The organism is Polynucleobacter sp. UB-Piko-W3, from assembly GCF_018881635.1.
Classification (GTDB): domain Bacteria; phylum Pseudomonadota; class Gammaproteobacteria; order Burkholderiales; family Burkholderiaceae; genus Polynucleobacter.
Window position 1 is genome coordinate 1,401,001 of the sequence record NZ_JACVPY010000002.1, and the last position, 26,576, is coordinate 1,427,576.

Sequence of the window (26,576 nt, forward strand, 5' to 3'; positions counted from 1 at the left end):
GTTAAAATCTAATACCTGATGGTAATGCTATGCAACTTTCTGACTTCAATTACGAACTTCCTGCCGATCTAATTGCCCAACACCCTTTGGCAAATAGAACCGATAGCCGCCTCCTCGAGGTCAAGGCTGAGAGGGGAAATCACGCCCAGCTAATAGATCGTCAGTTTAAGGACATCCTAAGCATTATCAAGCCAGGTGATTTATTGGTGTTCAATGACACCAAGGTAATCCCAGCCCGTCTCCATGGCAAAAAAGAGACAGGTGGAATTATCGAGCTACTCATCGAACGAATTACTGGAGATATGCAAGCTTGGGTTCAAATTAGGGCATCCAAGGTTCCTAAGACTGGCTCGATTGTTCATATACACAACCAATCTGGAGAAACTTTCCCAGTGGAAATGATTGGATATGATGGCCGCTTTTACGAAGTACGCTTCCCAGAAAATATATTTGAGTTGCTCGAGCGCTTCGGTGAGTTGCCACTCCCACCTTATATTGAACATCAACCCGATAGTGAGGACGCACAGCGCTACCAAACTGTAGTAGCAAAAAATCCAGGCGCTGTGGCAGCACCTACCGCAGGACTTCACTTTGATGAAAAAATTTTGCAGCAATTAAAAGACTTAGGGGCGCATGTAGCATCAATCACACTTCATGTCGGGGCAGGAACCTTTACCCCAGTTCGCGAAGAAGATCTCACAAAACACAAAATGCATCATGAGTGGTTCTCTATTCCACAAGAAACTTTGCAAGCGATTGAGAAAACCAAACAACAAGGTGGGAGAATTATCGCCGTCGGCACCACCAGCCTGAGGGCTCTGGAGAGCCAGGCCCTGAACCAGAAAAGCAGCGGCGAGACCAACCTCTTTATCACCCCAGGCTTTGAGTTCAAAACAGTGGATTGTTTGTTGACAAACTTTCATCTGCCAAAATCTACCCTATTGATGTTGGTGAGTGCTTTTGCAGGCATGGGCAATATTCGCGCCGCTTACCAACATGCCATTGATCAAAAGTATCGTTTCTTTAGTTACGGAGATGCGATGTTTCTAAGCCGACTTGAGAATCTAAATTCATGACCAAACCTGTTCACTTTAATATTTTGGCGCGCGACTCGCAAAGCCCTGCTCGCCTTGGTCAGCTTGATCTTCCACACGGCAGCGTGCAAACACCAATCTTTATGCCAGTCGGAACTTACGGTACTGTGAAGGCAATGACGCCACGCGATCTTAATGAAGCAAAAGCGCAGATTATTTTAGGCAACACTTTTCATCTTTGGTTGCGCCCTGGTTTAGATGTGATCAAAAAACATGGTGGACTACATCGCTTCATGGCTTGGGACAAACCCATACTGACTGATTCTGGCGGCTTTCAGGTATTTAGTTTGGGAGCACTCCGCAAAATCTCTGAAGAAGGTGTGACTTTTGCATCACCGATTAATGGTGACAAACTTTTTATGTCGCCAGAAGTGTCCATGGAAATCCAGGCGGTATTGAACAGTGATATCGCCATGCAATTTGATGAATGCACTCCTTATGAAATCAAAGGCCAACCTACTTCAGAAAAAACTGCTCGTGCATCCCTCGAGATGTCGCTTCGCTGGGGTGATCGTTCACTCAAGCGCTTTCGGGAACTCAACACTGGCAACGGTCTATTTGGCATCGTTCAGGGTGGCATGTTTGAGAATCTCAGAGAATTTTCTTTAGATGCGGTCAGCCAACAGGGCTTTGATGGCATTGCCATTGGAGGCTTATCGGTTGGCGAGCCCAAACCAGAGTTTGAGCGTATTTTGAATTTCACGGCCCCTAAGTTACCAGAGCATATGCCGCACTACCTCATGGGAGTAGGCACCCCTGAAGATCTGATGTTGGGCGTCAGCCTGGGCATTGACATGTTTGATTGCGTAATGCCTACTCGCAATGCTCGCAATGGATGGCTGTTCACCCGCTTTGGTGATCTCAAATTGCGGAATTCTGGGTACAAAGACGATGATCGGCCGCTAGACCCTAGCTGTGTCTGCTATACCTGCCAAAATTTCACCAGGTCCTACTTAAATCACCTCCAAAAGGCGAATGAGATCCTCGGATCCCAGCTCAATACCATCCACAACCTGTCTTACTACCTCCAGCTCATGACTGAAGTGCGAGAGGCCTTGAGTAAAGACCGCTTTAGTGCCTATCGTGAGGAATTTCACCAGAATCGCCAGCGTGGTGTTGAGCCTGGGCAGGATTAATAGCCCTACGGAGGCCTATACCCCTCCGAATCACCTCCAAAGCCCCACACAGTTTAGAATTGCGGGTTTACGGCTTTACTTAAAAGTCTAAAAGTGAAGCGGTTTTCAAATAGTCTTTAACGGAGGTTTTATATGTGGATTAGTAACGCTTTTGCCCAAGCTCCAGCTGCGGGTCCAGATTCTGGTGGCTTGATGAGCTTCCTACCATTGGTTTTGATGTTTGCAGTGTTGTACTTCATCATGATTCGCCCACAAATGAAGCGTCAAAAAGAAACTAAAGCCATGCTTGAAGCTTTAGCAGTTGGCGATGAAGTGGTTACAGTAGGCGGCATCATGGGCAAAGTAACTGCGTTAAAAGACGCAGTAGTTACTGTTGAAATTTCCGCCGGCACTGAAGTCCAATTACAAAAAGGTGCCATCACTAATGTATTGCCAAAAGGCACATTAAAGTCTGCTTAATACGCTTGTTTAAAAGTATCTCGATATGAATCGCTACCCTCTCTGGAAATATCTAGTAATCGCCTTTGCCTTAATGATCGGCGGGCTATATTCATTACCCAATTTCTATGGTGAGGCTCCAGCGGTTCAGATCTCTTCCGCCAAACCAACCATTAAGGTTGATTTGGCGACACAAGCTCGCGTTGAAAAGATTTTGTCTGATGCCGATATCAGTAACACTGGGATTTTCTTTGAGAATGCTACAAATGTAGGCTCCATCAAAATTCGCTTCAACAATACAGACATCCAACTGCGCGCTCGCGATCTCCTGCAGCAAAAAATCAATCTTGATCAAAATGATCCTAATTTCACAGTTGCACTAAATCTCTTATCCAATACTCCAGGTTGGTTAAGTGCGATCAATGCTCTACCAATGCCTTTGGGTCTTGACTTGCGAGGTGGCGTGTATTTCCTCCTACAGGTAGACATGAAAGGCGCAGTACAAAAGAAGGTAACTTCTTTAGCAACCGATATTCGCAGTCAATTGCGTGATAAGAATATTCGTCATCAGGGTATTGAACGTGGTGCTGATAGCATCACCATTAATTTTGGCAGTACTACTGATGCTGATGCTGCTCGTACAGTTTTACTCTCCGCTCAACCGGATCTCATTTGGCAAGTAAAACCTGCTGGTCTGTCGCCAAAGTTAGTTGGTGAATTTAAGCCAACGGCATTAAAAGAGGTGCAAGATAGCGCGGTTAAACAAAACATCATCACCTTAAATAAACGCGTGAATGAGTTGGCTGTTAAAGAGCCTGTCATTCAACAACAAGGTGCTGAGCGCATCGTGGTGCAGTTACCAGGCGTTCAAGATACTGCTCGTGCCAAAGATATTATTGGTCGCACAGCAACACTAGAATCCCGTCTAGCAGATCCATCGGTCTCTACCATCGGTCTTGGTGAAACCCCACCTCCAGGCACGGATACCTTCCGCTTTGGAGAAAACCGCTTAGGCGTCTTTAAGAAGTCAGTCATTTTCAGCGGCGATCGCATTACTGACGCGAGTGCTGGCTTTGATCAAAATCAACGTCCTGCTGTAAATATCTCTCTTGATGCTGCTGGTGGTCGGGTGATGCAAGAGGTCACTCGCGAGAACTTGGGCAAGCCAATGGGCATGATTCTCTTTGAAAAAGGAAAAGGGGAAGTTCTCACCATTGCCACCATACAAGGCGAATTTGGCTCAAAGTTCCAGATTACAGGTCAGCCAACTACTGCAAGCGCAAATGACTTAGCGCTTTTGCTTCGTGCCGGCTCTCTCGCCGCACCAATGGAAATCATTGAAGAGCGTACGATTGGACCAAGCCTGGGTGCAGAAAATATTGAAAAGGGATTTAAATCTCTCTTAATCGGCTTTGGCGCAATTGCTATTTTTATGATCGGTTACTACTTGCTGTTTGGCACATTCTCAGTCATTGCGTTGGCAGTGAACTTGCTCCTACTGATCTCTGTGCTGTCGATGCTGCAAGCCACCCTTACTTTGCCAGGCATCGCTGCGATGGCCCTAGCACTCGGCATGGCGATTGACTCAAACGTTTTAATTAATGAACGTATTCGTGAAGAATTACGTAGTGGAGCCGCACCACAAACTGCCATTGCCGTTGGCTTTGATAAAGCATGGGCAACTATTTTGGATTCCAACGTGACTACCTTAATTGCGGGTCTAGCCCTCTTAGCATTTGGCTCCGGTCCCATTAAAGGCTTTGCGGTGGTTCACTGCTTAGGTATTTTAACTTCCATGTTCTCAGCCGTCTTCTTCTCACGCGGTCTTGTTAATCTCTGGTATGGCAGACACAAGAAGGTTCAAAAACTTGCTATCGGCCAAGTTTGGCGCCCACAGGAGAAATAAGCCATGGAATTTTTCCGGATTAAAAAAGATATCCCCTTCATGCGCCATGCATTGGTGCTCAATGCGATTTCTTTAATTACTTTTTTAGCGGCTGTCTTCTTCTTATGGCAGAACGGCCTTCACCTCTCGATTGAATTTACTGGTGGCACCGTTATGGAGGTGAGCTACCCTCAAACCGCTCCACTAGACTCTATTCGCGCCAAGGTTGAGAAGTTAGGCTATACAGATACGCAAATACAGAACTTTGGTAGCTCACGTGACATCATGATTCGCCTGCCCTTACAAAAAGATACCGAAGGCAAACTCATTTCCTCTGCAGACCAAAGTGCGGCTGTAATGCAAGCGCTTGAGCCAGTAAGTACTGGCGCTAAATTGCAGCGTGTAGAGTTCGTTGGCCCTCAAGTGGGTGAAGAACTGGCTTTGGATGGCTTGAAGGCCTTAATCTTTGTGATTATTGGTATTGTGATTTACCTCTCCTTCCGCTTTGAGTGGAAGTTTGCCCTAGCTGGAATCATCGCCAACTTACATGACATCGTGATCATCTTAGGTTTCTTCGCTTTCTTCCAATGGGAGTTCTCACTCTCTGTCTTAGCAGCAGTACTTGCCGTTCTGGGTTACTCCGTCAATGAATCTGTGGTGATCTTTGACCGTATTCGTGAAAACTTTCGCAAATATCGCAAGATGGACACCCGCGAGATTATCGATAATGCAATTACCAGCACAATCAGCCGCACTGTGATTACTCACGGCAGTACTGAGATGATGGTTCTAGCGATGCTTATCTTTGGTGGCCCAACCCTGTTTTACTTTGCCCTAGCGCTGACCATTGGTATTTTGTTTGGTATTTACTCTTCAGTATTCGTAGCAGCGGCCTTAGCGATGTGGCTTGGAGTAACACGCGAAGATTTAGCGAAGGGCGATAAAAAACCGGATGACAATGCCCGAAATGATGACCCTAATTTTGGGGCACAGGTTTAAGTATTCTGACTTAAGGCAAAGAAAAGGTTTTTTGATCAAGGGCAGCCAATATTCGCCCAGTTGCGCCTTGATGTTCAATTGAGTAAGTTTTTGCGGCATCACTCATCTTGCTAAGCTCAGCAGGATTCAAGAGCAAAGCCTTCAGGGCCTCCATCAAAGCGATTGAATCACCCAGCGATAAATCGCCTTCGATACGCTTAGTGGCGCCGGCTTGAATGGCGTCTAGGGAAGCTTGCTGAAAGTTATAGGTGTAAGCGCCCAACAAAACTGGGCAGCCAGCTGCGCAAGCCTCTATCAAGTTTTGACCACCAAACGGCAAGAGGCTGCCACCCATCACCACTAAATCAGTAGCACTGTAATACATTGGCATTTCACCCATAGAGTCACCCAAAACGACATCCAAGCCACTGCAATCTCTTGGAGTGCCGGGCCACTCACTGCGACGACAAAACTTCAAGCCAGCCGAATGAATGGCATCAGCAACTTCTGTAAATCTTTCGGGGTGACGGGGCACTAAGCAGAGTAATGGTGTGGTCTCGAAAGTATTGCTCAATAACAAATCCTTCCAAGCCTTCAAAATGATGGCCTCTTCACCATTACGCGTGCTGGCCGCACAAACCATCAAGCGCTGTTGAGCATGTAACTCCTGTTGCCATAGCCTGCCTTGATGCACTAGCTGTTCATCGAGAGCTACATCAAACTTGAGATTACCAACGATGCAGATATTTTTAATACCAAGACTGCGGTAACGCTGTGCGTCAAAATCCGTCTGCGCCAAGATGCCTGCAAAGGCCTGAAATAATGAGCGGCCTGCTTTACCAAATCGGCTTACACGACGAGCACTTCTTTCTGAAAGACGCGCATTGACTAGAAACAAAGGTAAGCCAAGTTCTGCACAACGGAAAACAACTGTTGGCCATGCTTCAGTTTCCATAAAGAGGCCACGCTTCGGCTTAAAGGTATTCAGAAAATGTTCAACTGACCAGCACAGGTCATAAGGTAAATACACTTGCCTTATCTGGCCAGAGGTAATTTGCTTAGCAAATAATTGTTTGCCTGTACGACGACCATTCAAAGTCATATGCGTGAGCAAAATAGTTTCGCCCCGTGCAAGATAAGCTTCAACTAATGGCTGGGCGGCGCGCGTCTCACCAACGGATACTGCATGAATCCAAATAGACCCTTGAGTAATCGGTTTGTCATATCCAAAACCGAGGCGCTCTGGGATATGGTGCAGGTATGCAAAAGTATGGCGAGCGCGCCATACTAGGCGTACAAACGCGAATGGCAACAAGAGATGCCATAGCAATTGATAAACAGCAAACCAGACTAGGGGGCGTGCCCCATACTCTGCATTAGAGTTCACACTCACTTTTTGAGACGTTCGGTCAATTCAACCGCCTTGCCTAAATAAGAAGAGGGCGTCATTTCAAGCAAACGTGATTTAGCATCTTCTGGAATCTTCAAGCCACGGATGAAGTTTTGTAAATCCGCCTGATTAATTCCTTTGCCACGAGTTAATTCTTTCAACTGCTCGTAAGGATTCTCAATACCGTAGCGACGCATAACGGTTTGTACTGGCTCAGCCAATACCTCCCAACACGAATCTAAATCTGCAGCAATCGCGGCATGATTTACTTCTAACTTACCAAGGCCCCGTAAAGCGCTGTCATAAGCTAATACGCTATGACCAAATGCTGGGCCCAAATTACGCAAGACTGTTGAATCAGTGAGATCGCGCTGCCAACGAGAGATTGGTAACTTTTCTGCAAGGTGGCGGAGCAATGCATTTGCAACCCCTAGGTTACCTTCCGAGTTCTCAAAATCAATCGGGTTCACTTTATGTGGCATTGTCGATGAACCAATCTCACCAGCTTTAGTGCGCTGCTTAAAATAGCCCACAGAAATATAAGCCCAGAAATCTCGATCCATATCCAATAGGATGGTGTTGGCACGAGCAATCGCATCGAACAACTGCGCCATACCATCATGCGGCTCAATCTGAATGGTGTAAGGATTGAAAGTTAAACCAAGGCGTGTCTCAACTACATTCTTGGAGAAGTTTTCCCAATCAAAATCTGGGTATGCAGATAAATGCGCATTGTAATTACCCACTGCGCCATTCATCTTGCCCAGCAATGGAACCGCAGCAATTGAATCAATTGCACGCTCTAAACGTTTTGCGATGTTGGCAATTTCTTTACCAAGCGTGCTTGGTGAAGCAGGCTGACCATGTGTACGCGATAGCAAGGGTACCTTGGCATTTTCAAGCGCAAGCTCGGTTAATACAGAAAGTACTTTTCGTAGTTGCGGTAAGAGCACTTCATCACGCGCACCGCGCAACATCAAACCATGCGAAGTATTGTTGATATCTTCAGAAGTACAAGCAAAGTGAATGAATTCACTGGCTTTTAAGAGATCGGGGCGCGCTGCTACTTTTTCTTTTAAGAAATACTCAACTGCTTTGACATCATGATTAGTGACAGCTTCGATGTCTTTAATGCGCTGGGCATCTGCATCGGAAAAATTTTGTGGCAGTGAAAGTAAGAAAGCTTCATCGGCTGAATTAATTTTTGGTACATCAGGAAGACCAGCAGCTGCCAAGGCCAGTAACCAATGAATTTCCACAAACACCCGCTGGCGCATAAAAGCTGCTTCAGAAAGCCAAGGACGTAGAGCATCAAGCTTGCTGGCATAACGGCCATCCAAGGGGGAAAGGGCATTGAGGGTAGAAAGCGGCTGACTCACGAATATGGCCTTTGCAATGAAAACGTCGATAAAAGCCCATTTTAATGCGTTCCGAGCTCAAGCACGCCCCTATCAGGATGGCTATACTGTGCCCTATGAAAATAATCGGATCCCTTACCAGCCCCTATGTTCGTAAAGTACGCATCGTTTTTTCAGAGAAAAAGGTCGATGTTGACCTTGAATTGGAGAACGTTTGGGCGGCAGACACAAAAATAGCCATTTCTAACCCCTTAGGCAAGGTTCCCTGCCTCATTCTCGACGATGGCGAGGCAATCTACGACTCGCGCGTCATCGCTGAATATGCTGATGCCTTAAGCCCAGTGAGCAGGCTCATTCCGGCTGATAGCCGTGAGCGCGCAAGCGTGAAAACCTGGGAAGCTCTGGCCGACGGAATCATGGATGCCGGTATTTTGGCCCGTCTCGAGCGCACTTGGCGCCCAGCAGAACAACAGAGCACAGCTTGGGTTGATCGCCAAATGGGCAAGATTCAAAATTCTCTGCGTCAAATGTCAGAGGTCTTGGGTGAAAATGCCTGGTGTCACGGCAACCAAATCACGCTTGCTGATATTGCAACAGGTTGTGCACTTGGTTGGTTGCTACTTCGTTTCCCAGATGTGAAATGGCAAGCGCAATATCCAAACTTAGATCGCCTCTACCAAAAGCTATTACAGCGACCCTCTTTTGCTGAAACTGAACCGCCAGCAGCGTAAATCAGTTTTCAAGTGCTTATTGGGATTAGGCGGAAATAATTCCGCCGCCCAAACAAATATCGCCGTCATATAAAACAGCAGATTGTCCTGGCGTTACTGCCCATTGTGCTTCTAGAAAACTCAAACTGAAATTCAAAGGTACGTCACTTGTATTTAATACACATGCTGAATCAGCTTGGCGATAACGCGTCTTAGCAGAGTAGTTTCCAGCGCTAGGCGCAGATCCTGCAATCCAACTGGCATCGATAGCCTCTAGCCTATTAGCCAAGAGCCAAGGATGTTCATGACCCTGAGCTACATATAGAGTGTTATTTGCCATATCCTTACGCGCCACATACCAAGCGTCACCATTACCATCTTGACTACCGCCCAAACCAATCCCTTTACGCTGCCCTAAGGTGAAAAAAGCCAAGCCTATATGCTCTCCAACAATCTTGCCATCAGGGGTTTTAATTGGCCCGGGTGTACGCGGCAAATAACGGTTTAAGAATTCTCGAAATGGGCGCTCGCCAATAAAACAAATTCCGGTGCTATCTTTTTTGCGTGCATTGTGTAAACCAATTTTTTCAGCAATGGTGCGCACTTCTGTTTTCGGAATATCCCCTAATGGAAATAAAACATTTGCTAATTGTTGTTGCGTTAAGCGATGCAAAAAATAACTTTGGTCTTTGCTCGCATCAACAGCTTTTAATAATTGAACTTTGCCGGCCTCATGGCGCACTCTGGAATAGTGCCCCGTAGCAATAGCATCAGCACCCAAACTCATGGCATGGTCTAAAAAAGCTTTGAATTTAATTTCAGCGTTACAGAGAACATCAGGATTGGGAGTTCGCCCAGCAGCGTATTCACGCAAAAACTCAGCAAATACCCGTTCACGGTATTCGGCAGCAAAATTGACTGCCTCGACATCGATTCCAATCATATCGGCCACTGAGACGACATCAAGCCAATCCTGGCGGGCAGAGCAATATTCTTCGCTATCGTCGTCTTCCCAATTTTTCATAAACAGGCCGATAACCTCATAACCCTGCTCTTTGAGCATCCAGGCTGCCACGGACGAATCTACCCCTCCAGACATGCCAATAACGACTTTCTTAGGCTTTTTAGGGGGGGATACGGGAGAATTAGGCCGGCTCATCAAAAAAATGCGAAAATACTTTGTAGACAGATAAACCCCATTGTAGAAGTCTCAACCAGACTTCGCATGATTTTAGGCAAAACCATAGCCGGCAGACCTGGGGACTCAGTAAATAGGTAAAACCTAGCCTGTTTATCTATAAAATAGACTTTTAAAAATTTTGCTTTTGGAGACATGCCATGCGCATAGGAGTGCCGCTGGAAACAAGGCCTGAGGAAACTCGAGTAGCCGCAACACCAGAAACCGTAAAAAAACTGATCAGCCAAGGTCATTCCGTCGTCATTCAAAAAGACGCTGGTGTGCAAGCTAGTCAGCCAGACTCTGCATATGAAGCAGTAGGCGCCACTATTGGTAGCGCTACTGATGCATTTGGAGCAGAGATTATTTTGAAGGTGCGCGCTCCTGAGGCTGCTGAACTCAAACAGATTAAATCTGGTAGCGTATTAATTGGCATGCTTGATCCGTTTGATAACGACAATATTGCTGCAATGGCTGCGCAAGGTGTAACCGCATTTTCATTAGAAGCTGCGCCACGAACTACGCGGGCCCAGAGCATGGACGTCTTATCTTCACAAGCAAATATTGCTGGTTACAAGTCCGTCATGATTGCTGCTAATGAATATCAACGTTTCATGCCAATGCTCATGACGGCTGCAGGTACTGTGAAAGCTGCACGAGTATTAATTTTGGGAGCTGGTGTTGCTGGCTTACAAGCTATCGCAACCGCTAAACGTTTAGGTGCCGTGATTGAGGCATCAGATGTACGTCCTGCAGCTAAAGAACAAATTGAATCTTTGGGCGCTAAGTTTGTTGATGTTCCTTATGAAACAGATGAAGAGCGTGAGATTGCTAAAGGCGTTGGTGGCTATGCCCGCCCTATGCCAGAAGCTTGGATGAAACGTCAAGCAGCCTTGGTTGCTGAACGTGCCCAGCAAGCTGACATTGTGATTACTACTGCCTTGATTCCAGGACGTAAGCCGCCAGTTCTCTTACATAGTGATACCGTTGCCAAGATGAAACCAGGCTCTATCGTGATTGATATTGCTGCTGGTCGTGGTGATAACGGTTCTGGCAACTGCCCACTCACACAAGCTGACAAAATTGTTCAAGTCAATGGTGTCAAGATTGTTGGTTACACCAATCTTGCAAGTATGGTTGCAGCAGATGCATCAGCACTCTACGCACGTAACTTAATCGACTTCATGAAATTGATTGTTGATAAAGATGCGAAACTCGTGATCCCTGCTGATGACGATATCGTGACCGCCTGCTTAATGTGTCGTGATGGTCAAGCCGTCCGTAAAAACTAATATCAGAAATTTAGACTAAGGAAATATCATGGATCTCGCTGCCTTTCAAAGCATCCTCACAGTCCAAAACATCACTGTGTTTGTGTTGGCTATTTTTGTTGGCTACCACGTAGTTTGGAACGTTACCCCTGCATTGCACACTCCATTAATGGCTGTTACTAACGCTATCTCTGGAATCATCATTGTTGGCGCACTTCTACAAACTGAAGTTATCGGTGGCGATGAAATCACCCTCACCAGCATCATTGGTGCGGTTGCAGTATTCCTGGCTTCCATCAATATTTTTGGTGGCTTTATGGTCACTCGTCGCATGCTGGAGATGTTCAAGAAGAAAGCTCCTAAAGCGGATGCGGCTGGAACTAAATAAAACTAGAACAAGATCTACATAGAGATTTAAAGAGACCAAATAATGTTAAACATAACTGCAATTTCCTATCTCATTTCATCGGTGTTGTTTATCCTCGCCTTGCGTGGACTTTCCTCACCAACTACCTCACGCCAAGGTAACACTTTCGGCATGGTTGGCATGCTACTTGCTGTCATTACGACTTTCCTGATTCCTGACTTTAAGCCAGTCTTTTCTCTGATCATTGCTGCAATTGTTGGTGGCGCAATTATCGGTGTAATTGCTGCTAAACGAGTACAAATGACCAAGATGCCTGAGCTCGTGGCCTTGATGCACTCATTTGTAGGTTTGTCGGCTGTATTGATTGCCATTGCTGCCGTATTTAATCCTGCGCAAGACCATACTGGCGCGCAAAAGATTGAACTCTTTATTGGCGCATTTATTGGTGCGATTACCTTTACTGCTTCTGTGATTGCTTTCGGTAAGCTATCAGGCAAGGTCAGTGGTAAGCCAGTCACTTTCTCTGGCCAGCACTTGCTCAACTTGATCTTAGCGATTTCAATGGTTGGCGCAGGCGTTGCTTATTACATGGGTGACAGCCACGCAGCCTTCTTAGCTATGTGCGCAATTGCCTTGGTATTGGGTGTGACTTTGATCATCCCAATCGGCGGTGCTGATATGCCGGTGGTGGTATCTATGCTCAATAGCTATTCTGGTTGGGCAGCGGCAGGTATTGGCTTTACCTTGAACAACCCTGTATTGATTATTGCTGGCGCTTGCGTAGGGTCTTCAGGTGCAATTCTCTCTTACATCATGTGTAAGGCAATGAACCGCTCTATCGTTGCAGTATTGCTCGGTGGCTTCGGTGCTGAGGCTGTTGCAGGCGGTGACGATGATGGTGGCCCAAAGAACTACAAAACAGGATCGCCAGAAGATGCGGCTTTCTTGATGACCAACGCAGACACCGTCATCATTGTTCCGGGTTATGGTCTGGCAGTTGCCCGTGCTCAGCATGCTCTGAAAGAGTTAACTGAAAAATTGACTCATCATGGCGTCACTGTGAAATATGCAATTCACCCAGTTGCAGGTCGCATGCCTGGCCACATGAACGTACTCTTAGCTGAAGCTGAAGTTCCATATGACCAAGTGTTTGAGATGGAAGACATCAATAGCGACTTTGGTCAAGCCGATGTAGTGTTGGTGCTTGGCGCAAACGACGTAGTAAACCCAGCAGCGCGTACACCAGGCAGCCCAATTTTTGGTATGCCTATCTTGGAAGCATTTAAAGCAAAAACCATCATCGTCAACAAGCGATCAATGGCCGCTGGTTATGCTGGCCTTGATAATGAACTCTTTTACATGGATAAAACCATGATGGTCTTCGGTGATGCGAAGAAAGTAGTTGAAGATATGGTCAAGGCTGTAGATTAAAAAGAATTTAGTCATCCAAACCGCCTTCGGGCGGTTTTTTATTGCGCTAAGATATGCCCAAAGAAATCTCAATATACCGAGGCAATATGTACAACAAACAACTATTACTTACCTCTATTTTCTGCATCTGCAACATGTTGTATGCTGGTTTAGCTAATGCTCAAGCCAACTACCCTAATCGCACCATTCAAACAATCATGCCTTTGCAAGCTGGCAGTGGCGTTGATATCTTGATGCGCCCCATTACCCAAAAAATGAGCGAGAACTTAGGTCAAGCAATCACGATAGAAAATATTCCCGGAGGCGCAGGGCTCATTGGAACCGCGAAGGTTGCACAGAGCTCTGCAGATGGATATACCTTAGGCGCATTTAATGACAGCATCCTAACCATGTTGCCTAATCTTTATAAAAAGATTGATTACGATCCTGTCCAAAGTTTTACACCAATCTCTGAAGTGGCTGCTATTACATTTGTGATGGTTGCAAATCCCTCTTTCCCTGGTAATACTGCTGCAGACTTGGTTCGTATTGCCAAAGAAAAACCTGGCAAGATTGACTATGCCTCCGGGGGCAACGGATCCCCACAACATATCGGCATGGAAATTTTTCGCCAATATACCGGCGCTCCAATTGTCCACATTCCCTATCGCGGTGCTGCTGCCGCTGTTACGGATGTCATGGCGGGTCAAGTGCCAGTCATGATTAGTGCTCTATCAGTTGTACTCCCGCATATTCGGGCTGGTAAGCTAAAAGTACTAGGGGTTGCAAGTAAAACACGTTCGCCGCTCCTCCCCAATACGCCAACGATTAGTGAGAGTGTTAAAGGTTATGAGTTCTCAACTTGGGGCGCACTCTTGGCGCCTAAAGGCACGTCTCCAGCCATCATTGAAAAACTGACCGAGTCTTTAGCGACCGCTCTCAAGGATCAAAAGCTACGTGAGCAACTGATACAACAAGGATTTGAATTTGTACCGCTTGGTCCAGATCATCTAAAAGAAATGATTGCACAAGGTCTAGTAAAAATGAAGAAGGTCATCAAGGATGGCGGGATTCAGCCGGATTAGAACCCGCCCTATCAATCACTGATTTAATAATAAAAAACGCCTGGTCTTTTGAACCAGGCGTTTTAATTTCTACAGCGAGAAGCTGGAGAGGTGAGGCAATTACATCATGCCGCCCATACCACCCATTCCACCCATACCGCCCATATCGGGCATACCACCACCAGCTGAGTCATCTTTTGGTGCTTCACAGATTGCGCAATCGGTAGTCAATAACAAGGCTGCAACAGAAGCTGCATTTACCAATGCAGTTTTAGTTACTTTAGTTGGGTCAATCACACCTTGAGCTACGAGGTCGCCATATTCGCCAGTAGCAGCGTTGTAACCGTTATTACCCTTGCTAGCCAATACCGCATTCACAACAACGCTTGCTTCGTCACCAGCATTGGAAACGATGATACGCAGTGGCTCTTCCATAGCACGCAACACGATACTGATACCAGCATCTTGATCTGCGTTATCACCTTTTAAGCCCTTGATACCTTGCATAGCGCGTATTAAAGCTACGCCACCGCCAGGAACAATACCTTCTTCAACTGCAGCACGAGTTGCGTGCAATGCGTCATCGACACGGGCCTTCTTCTCCTTCATCTCAACTTCGGTAGCAGCACCTACACGAATCACTGCAACACCGCCGGCCAACTTGGCAACGCGCTCTTGCAATTTTTCTTTATCGTAGTCGCTAGTTGCTTCGTCGATCTGAACACGAATGTTCTTCACGCGCGCTTCGATTGCTTTGGCATCGCCAGCACCGTCGATGATGATGGTGTTTTCTTTGCCAATTTCAATACGCTTCGCTTGACCTAAGTGCTCAAGAGTAGTTTTCTCAAGAGTGAGGCCAATTTCTTCAGCAATCACTGTACCGCCAGTCAAAATGGCAATGTCTTCCAACATTGCTTTACGACGGTCGCCAAAGCCTGGAGCCTTAACAGCACAGGTCTTGATAATGCCGCGAATGTTGTTCACAACCAAGGTTGCCAAGGCTTCGCCTTCAACATCTTCAGCAATGATCAGCAAAGGACGGCCAGACTTAGCAACTTGCTCGAGTACTGGGAGCAAATCACGAATGTTGCTTACTTTTTTATCGAACAAGAGAACGTATGGGCTTTCCAATACGGCAACTTGCTTTTCAGGTTGATTGATGAAGTATGGAGAAAGGTAACCGCGATCAAACTGCATACCCTCAACCACTTCAAGCTCATCTTCTAAAGACTTACCATCTTCAACAGTAATCACGCCTTCTTTACCTACTTTTTCCATTGCTTCAGCAATACGCTGACCAATGCTGTGATCACTATTAGCTGAAATCGAACCAACTTGAGCGATTTCTTTAGTGGTTGTACAGGGCTTGCTGATTTTTGCGAGCTCTGTAATAGCAGCTGTAACAGCTTTATCAATACCGCGTTTCAGATCCATCGGGTTGTGGCCTGAAACAACATATTTCATACCTTCGCGCACGATAGACTGAGCCAATACAGTAGCAGTAGTTGTACCGTCACCAGCGATATCAGCGGTTTTGGAAGCAACTTCCTTCACCATCTGTGCACCCATGTTCTGTAACTTGTCTTTGAGTTCGATTTCTTTTGCAACGGATACACCATCTTTAGTCACAGTTGGACCGCCGAATGAGCGCTCTATTACAACGTTACGGCCTTTTGGTCCCAAGGTAGTTTTTACTGCGTTCGCGAGAATGTTCACGCCTTCTACCATTTTGGTACGGGCGCTATCTCCAAATACAACGTCTTTTGCTGCCATGATTAAATTCCTCTCTTAGATACTGAAATTACTTCTGCACAACAGCCATGATGTCTTCTTCGCGCATGACGAGAAGCTCATCGCCGTCGACCTTGACCGTTTGACCTGCATATTTACCAAATAACACGCGATCGCCTACTTTGACATCCGGTGCATTTAATTTGCCGCTGTCATCGCGCTTGCCTGGGCCTACTGCCAAAATTTCGCCTTGATCTGGCTTTTCTGCAGCAGCATCAGGAATGATGATTCCGGAAGCAGTTTTTGATTCTTGATCTAAACGCTTGATGATTACGCGATCATGTAAGGGACGCAAATTCATCTCTTCTCCTATGTTAGTAAGTGTTAACTAATTAAATTTCTATATAAATCAAAGCTTTATAATCTCTTCACACGAAGACTAAGGTCGATTTACTTAAAAATCAGCCATTTTTAGCACTCATGTGTTGGGAGTGCTGATTATATAGGTCTGATCCCCGAGATTTCAATGGTTAGTCTTAAATATCTTTTAATAAAGGCTGGTCAATTTGCCTTATAAGAAAGCTTCATTTAGTCAAAACTCGGCCCTTTTAGCCGCTAAATTGATAGTCTAAAAAATCATAACCCTTTGTTTTTTATTAATTTTTTGGCATTTCGTTTTGTAATTTCGCCATACCAAGTGCTTCGCCTTTACTAGCTGCAATGATTTGCTCTTGCCACAAGAGTTGGCGTCCCAGATATGCCAAACCATCTGTTTTGAACTTTTGCAGCTTCATGAGTTTTTCAATAATGCATTGCGATAGATGCACCTCCTTAATCAGCACTAAATCGTATTGATCGATTTCCCTTAAGGCTGATTTTTGTGACAAATACCAAATCTGCATCCAATTGCGAATCTGCTCTTTCCAACTGGAAAAATGGGCTCGATAGTACAGTCCAGCACCAACGATATCCACAATCTTCATCAATTGCTCGGACTCTTTTACCCAGTAAGGGTGAAGCACTTTCTTTTGCGGCGTATACAGAGATTCTAATTGAGGATGCTCTTTAAACCAGATCTGCACATACTCAAAGAGGGAACTAAAGTGCGCGCAGATTTCTTGGACATCCGTAAGCTGCTCAGACTCATAATCTCTGACCATCGATTCATACTGGCTCCATGCATAGTGCGCTTGTTCAGTTTGTTTTGGGCCAATGCGAAAACTCATATTCAATAAGTAATCTGGCGCGAAGTCGATATATTGCTCAGGGACATTAAGCATAGCGGCCATCATCGAGACGTCTAACTGCCCAAATATTTCATCATTTTTTGTGCGAATCTTATCTTCCATGCGGCTGCGACGCCAGAAGCTATCCACAAACTGCATGGCTAAATCTTCTTCGATTGCACCCTCAGGATTGAGATCCCTAAAGACGGCTTTAATTAAATCTTTATAGGCCTTCTCATCCTCATAGGGCAACACCTTGCTTTTCGCATGGCGGCTATGCCTGAGGGCGTTAAAGCGGGATCGATTTTTTCCAGCATCAGACTTGGGGCCTGTTTGCCCCTGAAATTTACTAACAGAGGATTTACGGCTAGCGCTAGTAGCGCTTTGAGTGGTTGGCATTTTTAAAGCTCCTTCCCCGTACATGGATTGGGGAACTGTTTTCGTAGGTCTTGGCCCATGCAGCCAAGTATTTAACTAATAGAGATACAAAATACTGTATATCTAAACAGTATTGTAAAAGAAATAAAAAAGTTTGGCAGCTTTAGAAGGGAAATTTGTAGAGCTATTTTTTCAGCTGCCAACGAACGCCAGCACCCTCATCGGGCGAGCCAATAAATTCGATGCCAGCCTCTTCCAAAACCTTTTGTACTGCATCCAAAGTTTTCACTTGGCCGGATGGAATGCCATCTGAGGACTCCATACGAACTACGGTTGTGTAAGCAACACCGGATAACTCAGCCAATCTTGTTGCAGTCATCCCAATAAGCGCCCTGGCTGCTTTGATTTGCCCACTTGTAATCACAATAAATTCTTACTATAATAGGATATATTGTTCTAATAAAAGAACTTAATATTGTTTATAAAGGATAAAAAATGCTTATTAATCAACATTTTAGCGTAGATCGTAGTAAATATATAGGCGGTTCTGATATTGGGGCCATCTTAGGCTTATCTCGCTTTAAAACCCCATTGGAGGTCTGGATGGAAAAGACCGGTAAAGAAACCAAGAAGGTAGATTCCCTGCCCCTTCGTTTTGGGTCTTATGCAGAAGAGTTTGTAGCATCGGAGTATTCGCGCGCCACTGGCTTTGAGTTACTTCACGATGAATCAATCTATCTTCATCCGCAGCACTCTTTTATGTCGGCGCACATTGATCGATTTGTTTTGGAAGATGAAGAAGGTCTACCCCCAACCAGAATCCTCGAATGCAAAACAGCTAACCCCTTTAGTTTTAGTGACTGGGGTGAAGTAGGCTCTGATCAAGTGCCCATGAGTTATCTGTGTCAATGCGTTTGGTATATGGCTATTACTGGGATAGATAAAACAGACCTAGCAGTGCTCTTTGGCAATAGTGATTTTAGGATCTATGAGATTGCTAGGGATCAAGCGCTCGAAGAATTGGTGATTGCAAAAGCCATTACTTTTTGGGATGAGCATGTTTTAAAAGATATCCCACCTCCAGCAATTAGCGAAAAAGACTGCCAAAGCCTCTTTAGTAAAGGAGATCCAGCAAAGTCTGCAGAAGCTAAACAGGAAACGCTAGAGCTCACTAAACGATTTCAGTTACTCAATAGCGAGATCAATTTTCTAGAAGAAGAGATCTCTTCTATTAAGCAAACCATCATGAGTCAAATGGGCGAAGCAGAACTACTCACTTATCAAGGAAAAACATTGGCGACCTGGAAGGCGCCAAAGCCCTCTTTTAGATTAGATAGCAATCGATTTGAGTTTGAGCATCCTGATCTGGCTAGCAGCTACAAGATCCCAGTGCAAAACAGTCGGCGCTTGGTGATTAAAGAACACAAAAACAATGAAGGAGATGCATGATGAAACGCACCACTGGTAAACGTACCCATACTCTGAAAAGTATTTTAGAAAGGCAACAAGTCGCAACTGCCGCAGCTAAAGTAAATAGTGATGGCTGCATATCTATGGCCGATACCACCACTCTGTTTGATATTCAAGAAGATCTGATTGAAGGCGCTGAGGAATGTCTAAATCCAATTAGCCATACCAAGGTAGTGAGCTTTAATACTAAAACCAGTGATCAAGTAGCCAGGTCATCCATGAGTAAATCCATTGAACTTTTTCATGATCTGATTGATAAAGAGCTCATCAGAGCAGCAGCTGGGTTAGGTGCTGATGAAGCAGAACTCCAGGCTTGGGTAGATCTGCAAATCGAAGTTCCAGCAAAGACTATCTTGACCCTTTTGCGAATGATGCAAAGTCTGCATTTAGATCCCCTATGTGAAGAGATTGGCTTTACCCAATATGACGATGGGCATTGGCAAATCTTTATCACGATTGAAGGATGCTCCAAGTTACTAAACCAACACCCTCAATTTAATGGCTTAGTCTTTAATCAAGCAGATACCTTAGTAGAGGGTGTGCCAGAGTGGGTTGAGTGCTCAATTTATAGACGCGACCGTATCATGCCCATTACAGTAAGAGAGTACTTAATAGAGGTGCGCAGTGAAAAGGAGATTTGGCAAAAGATGCCTAGAAGGATGCTAAGGCACCGGGCACTTCAGCAGTGTGTGCGCCTAGCAATGGGTTAGCCCTAGTAATCATTTGAGGCTAAAGGATTTAATTAGGGTAATGAATTATGAGAGCAGAAGCCCATGATAGACCCATATAAACAGGGGGTCTACGGGTGGTCAGTGTCGGTGTGTAAGCAAATGTGTAAGAAAATTCATGGATTTAAGGAAAGTTGCTTATAAAAATCCAAACAATATGTTTTAGACCTTAAGCTTTAACTGGCATTTCTCAATCATTGCCCTTGAAAGCTGATCATTAAATTTATCCACAATAGCCTGATATAAAGTCTTTGCCTTTTCATAATTAGCTTGGGTGTAATGCTCAAAAGCATCAGTAGTAAGTTCGCATAGTTCTTGCTCAGCCTCGGTTGCCATCGTTTCTGCATCTCCATCACGTATACCGACCAGCTCATAAATAAGCAATTCAGACTTACGGCCTTTAACTAAAATCTGGTCTATAGGCCTAACACAAAGACGCTCGCCAGCCTCTTTAAATAAAGAATGGCTTACACAGATGCTGGTGCCAAATTCTTTGTTCATACCCTCTAAGCGAGAAGCGATATTGACACCATCCCCCATTACTGTGTAACTTAATCTTTCAGATGAGCCAATGTTACCTACAAGAACAGCATCAGAATGAATTCCAATGCGCGCCGTTAATGGCGGCTTCTTATCAGCTATCAACTTGGCATTAAGTCCAAGCATCCTTCTTTGCGCCTTCACAGCGGCAACACAAGCATGATAGGCATGATTTTGATTTAGCAAAGGGGCACCCCAAAAGGCCATCACTGAATCACCAATAAACTTGTCGACTGTACCACCCTCTTCTTTAATGGCATAAGTCATCAACTCAAGATAAGATGAAACTCTTAATAAAAGCTCACGAGAGGGAGTGATCTCCGAGAGCGAAGAAAAATCCTTTAGATCTGAGAATAAGATTGTCAAATATCTACTCTCTCCACCTAACTCAATATCCTTACCTGAATTGAGTAAATCATTCACTAAATCTCTGGGTACATAGGAAGTAAAGGCAGCAATCGTCGACTTTAATCTTTTAATTGCTTTCGATAGGGTGCTGATTTCATAAATACTAGATTTAACTAGAGTAGTATTCTCGCTCTTGAAAGCTAGGATATTTTGGATTTCAATAGTGAGACTCTCTAGGGGCCTAGAAATTAATTTGGACAAATAAAACGTGAGAAATACGATACCCATGAATGCCAGCACACCAAATAAAATTAGGTTTTGATTGATCCTATTTAGTTCGCCCATGAAATCACCAATAGGCACAATAGTCATAACACTCCAAGGCTTTATATAGTCTGCAGGAAAGGAGCTGAAAATTGCAAGATAAGGCTCTTGTTTATCGCCAAAAAATAGTTCGATTTGCTTTAACTTGCTGGAATCATGCATTTCCATTGCCAGTGATGCGGCAGAGTTTTCTAATTCCAATACTTTTCTGGGAACTAAAACATCTTTTTTCTTTATAAAGCCGGAATTAACATCTGGGTGAACAACAATATCGCCACCTGCATTAAAGATAATAGTTTGACTATTTTTACTAATTTTATTTTTCTCAAGGAAATCAGCAAATGTCTTTACTTGAACTTGAGCAGTAACGGTTCCAAATAATTCATTCTTAACAAGAATGGGGTATGTAGTTCCTATAACAGCCTGTTTAGTACTCGTTGCAAAAAAAGGATCATCTAAGAAAGGAATATCAACCTTTCCTTCGGAAACATTATTAACAATGCCTTTGTAAAAATTTCGAGTTCTAGGATCATACTTAGTTGGAGATGTGAATTTCTCAATGACATCGCCCCAAGATCTGAAAAAAGTATAAGTAGATTCAGCATTTTGATTTTTACTCCGATCAATTACCCAGCTCACAAATCTGGATCCATCCGGAGGAACTCGCTCCCCAACAGGAATTGACTTATTTGTTTTTTGTACCTGCCTAAATGAACCTTCTTTTGATGCCAAAAAATAACTAACTATATTTGGATTATTTTCTAGATTAACTATGATGTGCTCAGCAATTTTATCCTGATTAATTAATTCAGGATTCGAGGCAACTAGCCTTGAAGTCACTCTAGCAGCATCAGCAATTGGGTCAAGAAAATCAATTAAATTATGTATTGATTCATCATTTGCCCGAGTAACTAAATCAATCGCATTTTTTTTATAAATTGAGTAATTAGTTTGATAAGAATAAAATATGAATGCTATAAATAATGGGATGATTAGCAGCAAAAAGATAACGCTAATACTTAATCTCAACTTGACATTACGGACTTCCAACCTGGCTGAAAAATTTTTAATTTTGCTCATAATATAGGTGCCAGAAAAATATATTTCTACTGGAGTAGTTGTTGAATTCTACTGCGATGTGCAGTTTTGAGCAATTTGGATCCATAGGAAAAATAAAGCCAATAAAATTAATTTTGAAGAACTGCTAACAACCCAAAGCAGACGTCCAAGGAAAAACCACCCGGAGGTGGTTTTAGTGTTTCTTGGTGGCCTGAGACGGAATCGACCAGGGTCTAAGGTGCTTAATCCACTACTCATACTTACTTCAGGTGATCCATAAGTTCTAGACTCGGGCTCTATACAAGTGTTGGCATTGAAAATATGTAGGGTTTGCCTACACACTTTTTTGCATGCCCAGCGTTACTTAAAGTAACGCTTACATGACCAAACCTAACCTTTAGTCTCAAAAGACTTCTTTTTGTGACTTTTAGGTCTAGTTTAGGTTCTCTGGTTATGAGTCCTCTGCTCTAACCAACTGAGCTATAGGTGTATTAGCGCTCATTCCAATATCCTCCTAGGTATTAACCACGTTATTATCAAAAAATGAAGCTTAAATTTAAGATAAAAATTACAAAATCTAAAGATTGCATACATTACCTGTTGGCAATCATTTTGTCTTTTTTTCTATCAAACTCATTTGCCGAAAAGGCAATCAAACCAGTAGCAGAAAAAACAGTGCTTCCTAAAAGTGTCATTGTAAGTTTAGAGAAAAATAAAATCCCCCTTGATTCCTTCAGCGTTTCAATTTTGAGGATCAATGAAAAAAATAAAAATTCAATTCAATCACTTCCTTATCTAAGTTGGCGCGCTACCGAGGCTATGAACCCTGCCTCAACCATGAAGCTATTAACCACAATTAGCGCGCTAGATTTACTGGGGCCGCAATACCAATGGCGCACCAATCTCTTTACTGATGGTGTCATTGATAAAGGTGTTCTAAAAGGCAATATCTATTTACAGGGTACGGGAGATCCTAAGTTAGTACCTGAAGAGTTTGAGAGACTAATGAAACAACTCCAAGGGTTGGGAATACAAAAAATAGATGGAAATTTGATATTTGATCGAAGTGCTTATGCCACTAGCGTGATGGGTACCAACACTATTGATGGCGAATCTAACCGCTCATATAACGTAGCGCCTGATGCACTTCTGTACTCCTTCAAAACTCTCTCATTTCAAATTAGCAAAGCCAAGCAGACTGACTATATTGATATTAGCGTTACTCCAGCACTGGCAGGTTTTCGCATACAAAATGATCTATCCTTAAATAATCAGCCATGTGATGCTTGGAAAAAAAATCTAAATTTTGATATTTCTCCGGACTTTAGCCAAACCAAGAGTGGTCCGCCTTCTTTAGTTGCTAAATTCTCAGGCTCTTTTCCTGCGTCTTGTGGGAGCACCACTTATAACCTTGTAACTCTTGATCCGGATACCCTACTCACGAAAGGATTTACTGCAGCCTGGGAATTAGCGGGCGGCACCTGGATAAAACAGCCTACCGGAACAGATGGGTTAGTCCCCATTAGTGCTCGTCCACTATTAAACTTTAATGGCAGTCAATTGGATAACGATATTCAAGACATTAATAAATTTTCTAATAACGTCATGGCACGTCAGCTTTTTCTTACCATTGGCCTAGAAAAAATTGGTAAGCCTGCATCAATCTCTAATAGTGAAATCGTTGTTAAAGCTTGGCTTAAAGAACAAAAATTAGATTTCCCTGAATTGATTATTGAAAATGGGTCCGGGCTCTCTCGTAATGAATCCATCTCAGCGCAGCATCTCACTGAACTATTAGTTGCCGCTAGAAAATTACCTACTTCAGATATTTTTTTCAACAGTCTTCCAATAGCAGGCGCAGATGGAACTATGAAAAATCGTTTAATCACCCAGCTACGGAAATTTTTACATATTAGGAAAAAGCCCGAAGTGAGAATGAAAACGGGCTCACTAGCTGATGTCAAATCTATTTCTGGCTATGTGATTAGTAAATCAGGAAACCTATATGCGGTGACCTCATTTATAAATCATCCTAACGCATGGAAGGGTAATGAGGCACATGATCAACTATTAGCTTGGCTACTAGAAGATGGTCCAGAACCAAAACAGGCGCGCTGAAGTCGGTCCCTCACACCATCCCACTCCTCGCCTACTGGTGGCTCCGGAAACAAAATGAGGTCCCAGCCCTGTTGATCGAGATCCCGCAAAGAACGATATAAGCGACTAGCAAATATAGCGCTATCACTAGGAACAATCACTTCCTCAAAATGCACAGATGGATGACCACCTTCGCTCAATGAAGAATCTGAATCCCATACTGCAACTGCTACACAAGATTTGATATCCGGAAACTCGCTCAGAGCATCCAATACCCTTCCTGATGCATACATCCTTAAAGGGGTTGTTGGAGCGTAATGCGCACGCAGGCTTCCAGATACCCTTGTCAAAGTAGCATCCTGCTCGCTAGCATTGCTCTCTCCAGGAAGATGGACTCGGATACCCGTCTTAGCAAAAATCTCACTAGGGGTGATAAGTCCTGGTCGCAATAAGATTGCGTGATCACCAGAAGATAAATCAATGATGGTCGATTCAATACCTACCTCACAATCACCACCATCCAGAATCAATAGGCCTGGGATGTCCTCGAATTCACTTCGGACATCGGCAGCACTTGTTGGCGATACCTTGCCAAATCGATTTGCAGAGGGAGCTACTACCCCGCCTTTAAATTGACGTAATAATTCTTGGGCAATAGGATGAGCAGGTGAACGAATAGCTACCGTATCCTGCCCACCAGTTAATTCATTCAGAACGCTCTTATCTTTTCTAAAGACTAAGGTTAGAGGGCCAGGCCAAAAGGTATTGACTAGCTTTAGCGCATCCTCCGATAAATCTCTTACCCAAGGCGCCAACACTGGCACCCAATCCACCTGAGCTTGATCCAATTGATCGGGAGCTGCCAAATGCACAATTAGTGGATGATTGGATGGTCGACCCTTAGCGCTGAAAATTTTGTTGATGGCCTCTGGATTTTTTGCATCTGCCCCTAGCCCATATACCGTCTCGGTTGGAAATGCAACCAAACCGCCATTGCCTAATGTCTGAACTGCTTCATTAATCACTGCAAAAGATTGCAGTGGCGTACTATCGGCGGACATTACTAGGGCTCGATACCTAATTCAGCGGCTACAGCAGCACAATTTTGGCGAGCCTCATTCAATACTTCACCTAAACAGTTGATATGACCCATCTTTCTGCCGATGCGAGGAGCAGATTTACCGTAGAGATGCAACTTTGCATCAGGATGTGCGAGCACCTTATTCCAGGCAGGTTCTCTTGCTTTATCTTCACTACCCTCAAACCAAAGATCACCCAATAAATTTAACATCGAAACTGGGGCTAATTGTCGAGTATCACCTAAAGGTAAACGAGCCATTGCTCTTACCTGCTGCTCAAATTGGCTACTGACACAAGCATCCATGGTGTAGTGCCCAGAGTTATGTGGACGAGGTGCAATTTCATTGGCAACAATGTCGCCATTCTTGAGTACAAAGAACTCAACGCAGAGAACGCCAACATAATCAATCTTCCGAATCAGTGCTTTTGCCGCATCAACAATCTTTTTTTCTTGAGCAGGCTTTAGTGAAGGGGCTGGTACGGTAGAAGTATGCAAGATACCGTCACGATGAATATTTTGCGACACGGGATAAGCTAGGACAGCGTCATCATGGCCCCGCACTACTAAAGCAGAAACCTCAAAATCTAGATCCATACGCTTTTCCAAAACGCAGGGTACGCATCCGAATTCACTCCAAGCAGCCGCCAACTCCTGCACGTCATGAACGGTTGCCTGACCTTTGCCGTCATAACCCATGCGGGCAGTCTTTAGTATTCCAGGGAAAAGGTCTGTAGGGGCATGAGCAAGATCGGCATCATGCTCTATCACAAAATAGGGTGCAGGCCCAATATTGGTTTCAGACTTCCAGGTAGCTAAGAATTTTTTTTCTTCAATTCGATTTTGCGCTAGCAAGACGCAACTACTGCGCGGCGCTACAAATACCCCTAGAGCTTCCAGATTATCTAGAGCTTGTGCTGGAACATTTTCGAATTCAGTACTGACGGCTGCGCATAATGCTGCCATCTCTTTTAAGGCGGTTGGATCGGTGTAATCAGCCTGAATAAACTTTTCTGCAATAGAGCCCGCCGGACTATCGGGACCGGGATCTAAAACACAAACTTTATAACCCATTGCTTGTGCAGCCTGGGTAAACATGCGCCCTAATTGACCGCCACCTAATATTCCTAAATACGAACCCGGCAAGATGGGCTCCATACGATCTGCCATGTAATTAATATCCTGGCAAATTCATAGAGCGCGCGGTGTCAGATTGCTTTGCCCGAAACTCTGCGAGACGTTTAGCAAGATCTGCATCATGTAATGCGAGCCCCGCTATGACATGCAAGGCAGCATTAGCCGCGCCAGCCTCACCAATT

Annotated in this window: 23 protein-coding genes and 1 pseudogene; 13 read left to right on the forward strand and 11 right to left on the reverse strand. The window is 44.4% G+C overall.

All coding sequences use genetic code 11. The features are described 5' to 3' along the window. Window positions 1-29: 29 nt before the first annotated feature. The 5 genes from queA (at window position 30) to secF (ending at window position 5,552) form a co-directional block, all read left to right on the forward strand. On the forward strand, window positions 30-1,076 hold the full coding sequence (gene queA / locus ICN31_RS07475; RefSeq protein ID WP_216260103.1) for a tRNA preQ1(34) S-adenosylmethionine ribosyltransferase-isomerase QueA: 1,047 nt from the start codon (window positions 30-32) through the stop codon (window positions 1,074-1,076). After that, window positions 1,073-2,230, forward strand: a complete 1,158-nt coding sequence (tgt, locus tag ICN31_RS07480; protein ID WP_216260105.1) for a tRNA guanosine(34) transglycosylase Tgt — start codon at window positions 1,073-1,075, stop codon at window positions 2,228-2,230. Before queA ends, tgt begins: the two co-directional genes overlap by 4 nt. Before the next feature lie 132 nt (window positions 2,231-2,362). After that, entirely contained in the window at window positions 2,363-2,689 is a 327-nt protein-coding gene (gene yajC, locus ICN31_RS07485) for a preprotein translocase subunit YajC (RefSeq protein ID WP_087909480.1), read from the forward strand. A 25-nt stretch (window positions 2,690-2,714) separates the two neighbouring features. Beyond that, complete coding sequence (gene secD, locus ICN31_RS07490; protein ID WP_216260106.1) at window positions 2,715-4,574, forward strand: protein translocase subunit SecD; 1,860 nt, start codon at window positions 2,715-2,717, stop codon at window positions 4,572-4,574. A gap of 3 nt (window positions 4,575-4,577) precedes the next feature. Beyond that, window positions 4,578-5,552, forward strand: coding sequence for a protein translocase subunit SecF (secF, locus tag ICN31_RS07495; RefSeq protein ID WP_216260108.1), 975 nt, complete (start codon window positions 4,578-4,580; stop codon window positions 5,550-5,552). 10 nt (window positions 5,553-5,562) lie between these two features. Here secF and ICN31_RS07500 read toward each other — a convergent pair whose 3' ends face one another. Continuing rightward, window positions 5,563-6,918, reverse strand: a complete 1,356-nt coding sequence (locus ICN31_RS07500; protein WP_370624290.1) for a 3-deoxy-D-manno-octulosonic acid transferase — start codon at window positions 6,916-6,918, stop codon at window positions 5,563-5,565. 2 nt (window positions 6,919-6,920) lie between these two features. Next, on the reverse strand, window positions 6,921-8,300 hold the full coding sequence (purB, locus tag ICN31_RS07505) for an adenylosuccinate lyase (protein WP_216260119.1): 1,380 nt from the start codon (window positions 8,298-8,300) through the stop codon (window positions 6,921-6,923). A 95-nt stretch (window positions 8,301-8,395) separates the two neighbouring features. Between purB and ICN31_RS07510 the strand changes: the two genes are divergently transcribed. Further along, entirely contained in the window at window positions 8,396-9,010 is a 615-nt protein-coding gene (locus ICN31_RS07510; protein ID WP_216260121.1) for a glutathione S-transferase, read from the forward strand. A 25-nt stretch (window positions 9,011-9,035) separates the two neighbouring features. On the opposite strand, the gene mnmA is transcribed toward ICN31_RS07510, so the two are convergent. Then, entirely contained in the window at window positions 9,036-10,148 is a 1,113-nt protein-coding gene (gene mnmA / locus ICN31_RS07515) for a tRNA 2-thiouridine(34) synthase MnmA (protein WP_216260123.1), read from the reverse strand. Window positions 10,149-10,327: 179 nt separating this feature from the next. Between mnmA and ICN31_RS07520 the strand changes: the two genes are divergently transcribed. From ICN31_RS07520 to ICN31_RS07535, 4 genes are read left to right on the forward strand one after another with little or no spacing between them, the layout of a single operon-like run. Then, the gene (locus tag ICN31_RS07520; RefSeq protein WP_216260133.1) at window positions 10,328-11,458 is read left to right on the forward strand and encodes a Re/Si-specific NAD(P)(+) transhydrogenase subunit alpha; all 1,131 of its coding nucleotides are present in this window, start codon (window positions 10,328-10,330) and stop codon (window positions 11,456-11,458) included. Window positions 11,459-11,486: 28 nt separating this feature from the next. Beyond that, window positions 11,487-11,825 carry a proton-translocating transhydrogenase family protein gene (locus tag ICN31_RS07525; RefSeq protein WP_011903634.1) on the forward strand — a complete coding sequence of 113 codons (339 nt, stop codon included), beginning with the start codon at window positions 11,487-11,489 and terminating at the stop codon, window positions 11,823-11,825. Between the two features lie 42 nt (window positions 11,826-11,867). After that, a complete protein-coding gene (locus tag ICN31_RS07530; protein WP_216260135.1) occupies window positions 11,868-13,235 on the forward strand; it encodes an NAD(P)(+) transhydrogenase (Re/Si-specific) subunit beta in 1,368 nt (455 codons plus the stop codon). A gap of 53 nt (window positions 13,236-13,288) precedes the next feature. Next, complete coding sequence (locus tag ICN31_RS07535; RefSeq protein WP_216260138.1) at window positions 13,289-14,299, forward strand: tripartite tricarboxylate transporter substrate binding protein; 1,011 nt, start codon at window positions 13,289-13,291, stop codon at window positions 14,297-14,299. A 99-nt stretch (window positions 14,300-14,398) separates the two neighbouring features. Here the strand turns inward: ICN31_RS07535 and groL are convergent, their stop codons facing one another. From groL to ICN31_RS07555, 4 genes are all read right to left on the reverse strand, one after another. Further along, window positions 14,399-16,051, reverse strand: coding sequence for a chaperonin GroEL (groL, locus tag ICN31_RS07540; RefSeq protein WP_216260147.1), 1,653 nt, complete (start codon window positions 16,049-16,051; stop codon window positions 14,399-14,401). Between the two features lie 28 nt (window positions 16,052-16,079). After that, entirely contained in the window at window positions 16,080-16,370 is a 291-nt protein-coding gene (locus ICN31_RS07545; RefSeq protein WP_088525309.1) for a co-chaperone GroES, read from the reverse strand. A gap of 295 nt (window positions 16,371-16,665) precedes the next feature. Continuing rightward, entirely contained in the window at window positions 16,666-17,634 is a 969-nt protein-coding gene (locus ICN31_RS07550) for a hypothetical protein (RefSeq protein ID WP_216260152.1), read from the reverse strand. Window positions 17,635-17,797: 163 nt separating this feature from the next. Further along, window positions 17,798-18,037, reverse strand: coding sequence for a helix-turn-helix domain-containing protein (locus tag ICN31_RS07555; protein WP_370624292.1), 240 nt, complete (start codon window positions 18,035-18,037; stop codon window positions 17,798-17,800). A 71-nt stretch (window positions 18,038-18,108) separates the two neighbouring features. Here ICN31_RS07555 and ICN31_RS07560 point away from each other — a divergent pair, with 71 nt between their 5' ends. Both ICN31_RS07560 and ICN31_RS07565 read left to right on the forward strand, forming a co-directional pair. Continuing rightward, window positions 18,109-19,062 (forward strand): YqaJ viral recombinase family protein, encoded by a 954-nt coding sequence (locus tag ICN31_RS07560; protein WP_216260154.1) that lies wholly within the window; start codon window positions 18,109-18,111, stop codon window positions 19,060-19,062. After that, window positions 19,059-19,793 carry a recombinase RecT gene (locus ICN31_RS07565; RefSeq protein ID WP_216260155.1) on the forward strand — a complete coding sequence of 245 codons (735 nt, stop codon included), beginning with the start codon at window positions 19,059-19,061 and terminating at the stop codon, window positions 19,791-19,793. The genes ICN31_RS07560 and ICN31_RS07565 overlap by 4 nt, the downstream gene beginning before the upstream one ends. Before the next feature lie 180 nt (window positions 19,794-19,973). On the opposite strand, the gene ICN31_RS07570 is transcribed toward ICN31_RS07565, so the two are convergent. Beyond that, entirely contained in the window at window positions 19,974-22,103 is a 2,130-nt protein-coding gene (locus tag ICN31_RS07570; protein WP_216260156.1) for an adenylate/guanylate cyclase domain-containing protein, read from the reverse strand. 522 nt (window positions 22,104-22,625) lie between these two features. On the opposite strand from ICN31_RS07570, the gene dacB reads away from it, so the two are divergent. Further along, entirely contained in the window at window positions 22,626-24,200 is a 1,575-nt protein-coding gene (dacB, locus tag ICN31_RS07575) for a D-alanyl-D-alanine carboxypeptidase/D-alanyl-D-alanine-endopeptidase (RefSeq protein ID WP_216260162.1), read from the forward strand. On the opposite strand, the gene ICN31_RS07580 is transcribed toward dacB, so the two are convergent. From ICN31_RS07580 to ICN31_RS10705, 3 genes and pseudogenes are all read right to left on the reverse strand, one after another. Beyond that, window positions 24,146-25,240: an L-threonylcarbamoyladenylate synthase gene (locus ICN31_RS07580; RefSeq protein ID WP_216260163.1), complete on the reverse strand. Its 1,095-nt coding sequence runs from the start codon at window positions 25,238-25,240 to the stop codon at window positions 24,146-24,148. The genes dacB and ICN31_RS07580 overlap by 55 nt on opposite strands. Before the next feature lie 2 nt (window positions 25,241-25,242). Then, entirely contained in the window at window positions 25,243-26,427 is a 1,185-nt protein-coding gene (locus ICN31_RS07585; RefSeq protein WP_216260164.1) for a 5-(carboxyamino)imidazole ribonucleotide synthase, read from the reverse strand. A 4-nt stretch (window positions 26,428-26,431) separates the two neighbouring features. After that, a pseudogene (locus ICN31_RS10705) lies at window positions 26,432-26,576 on the reverse strand (5-(carboxyamino)imidazole ribonucleotide mutase); the annotation flags it as partial.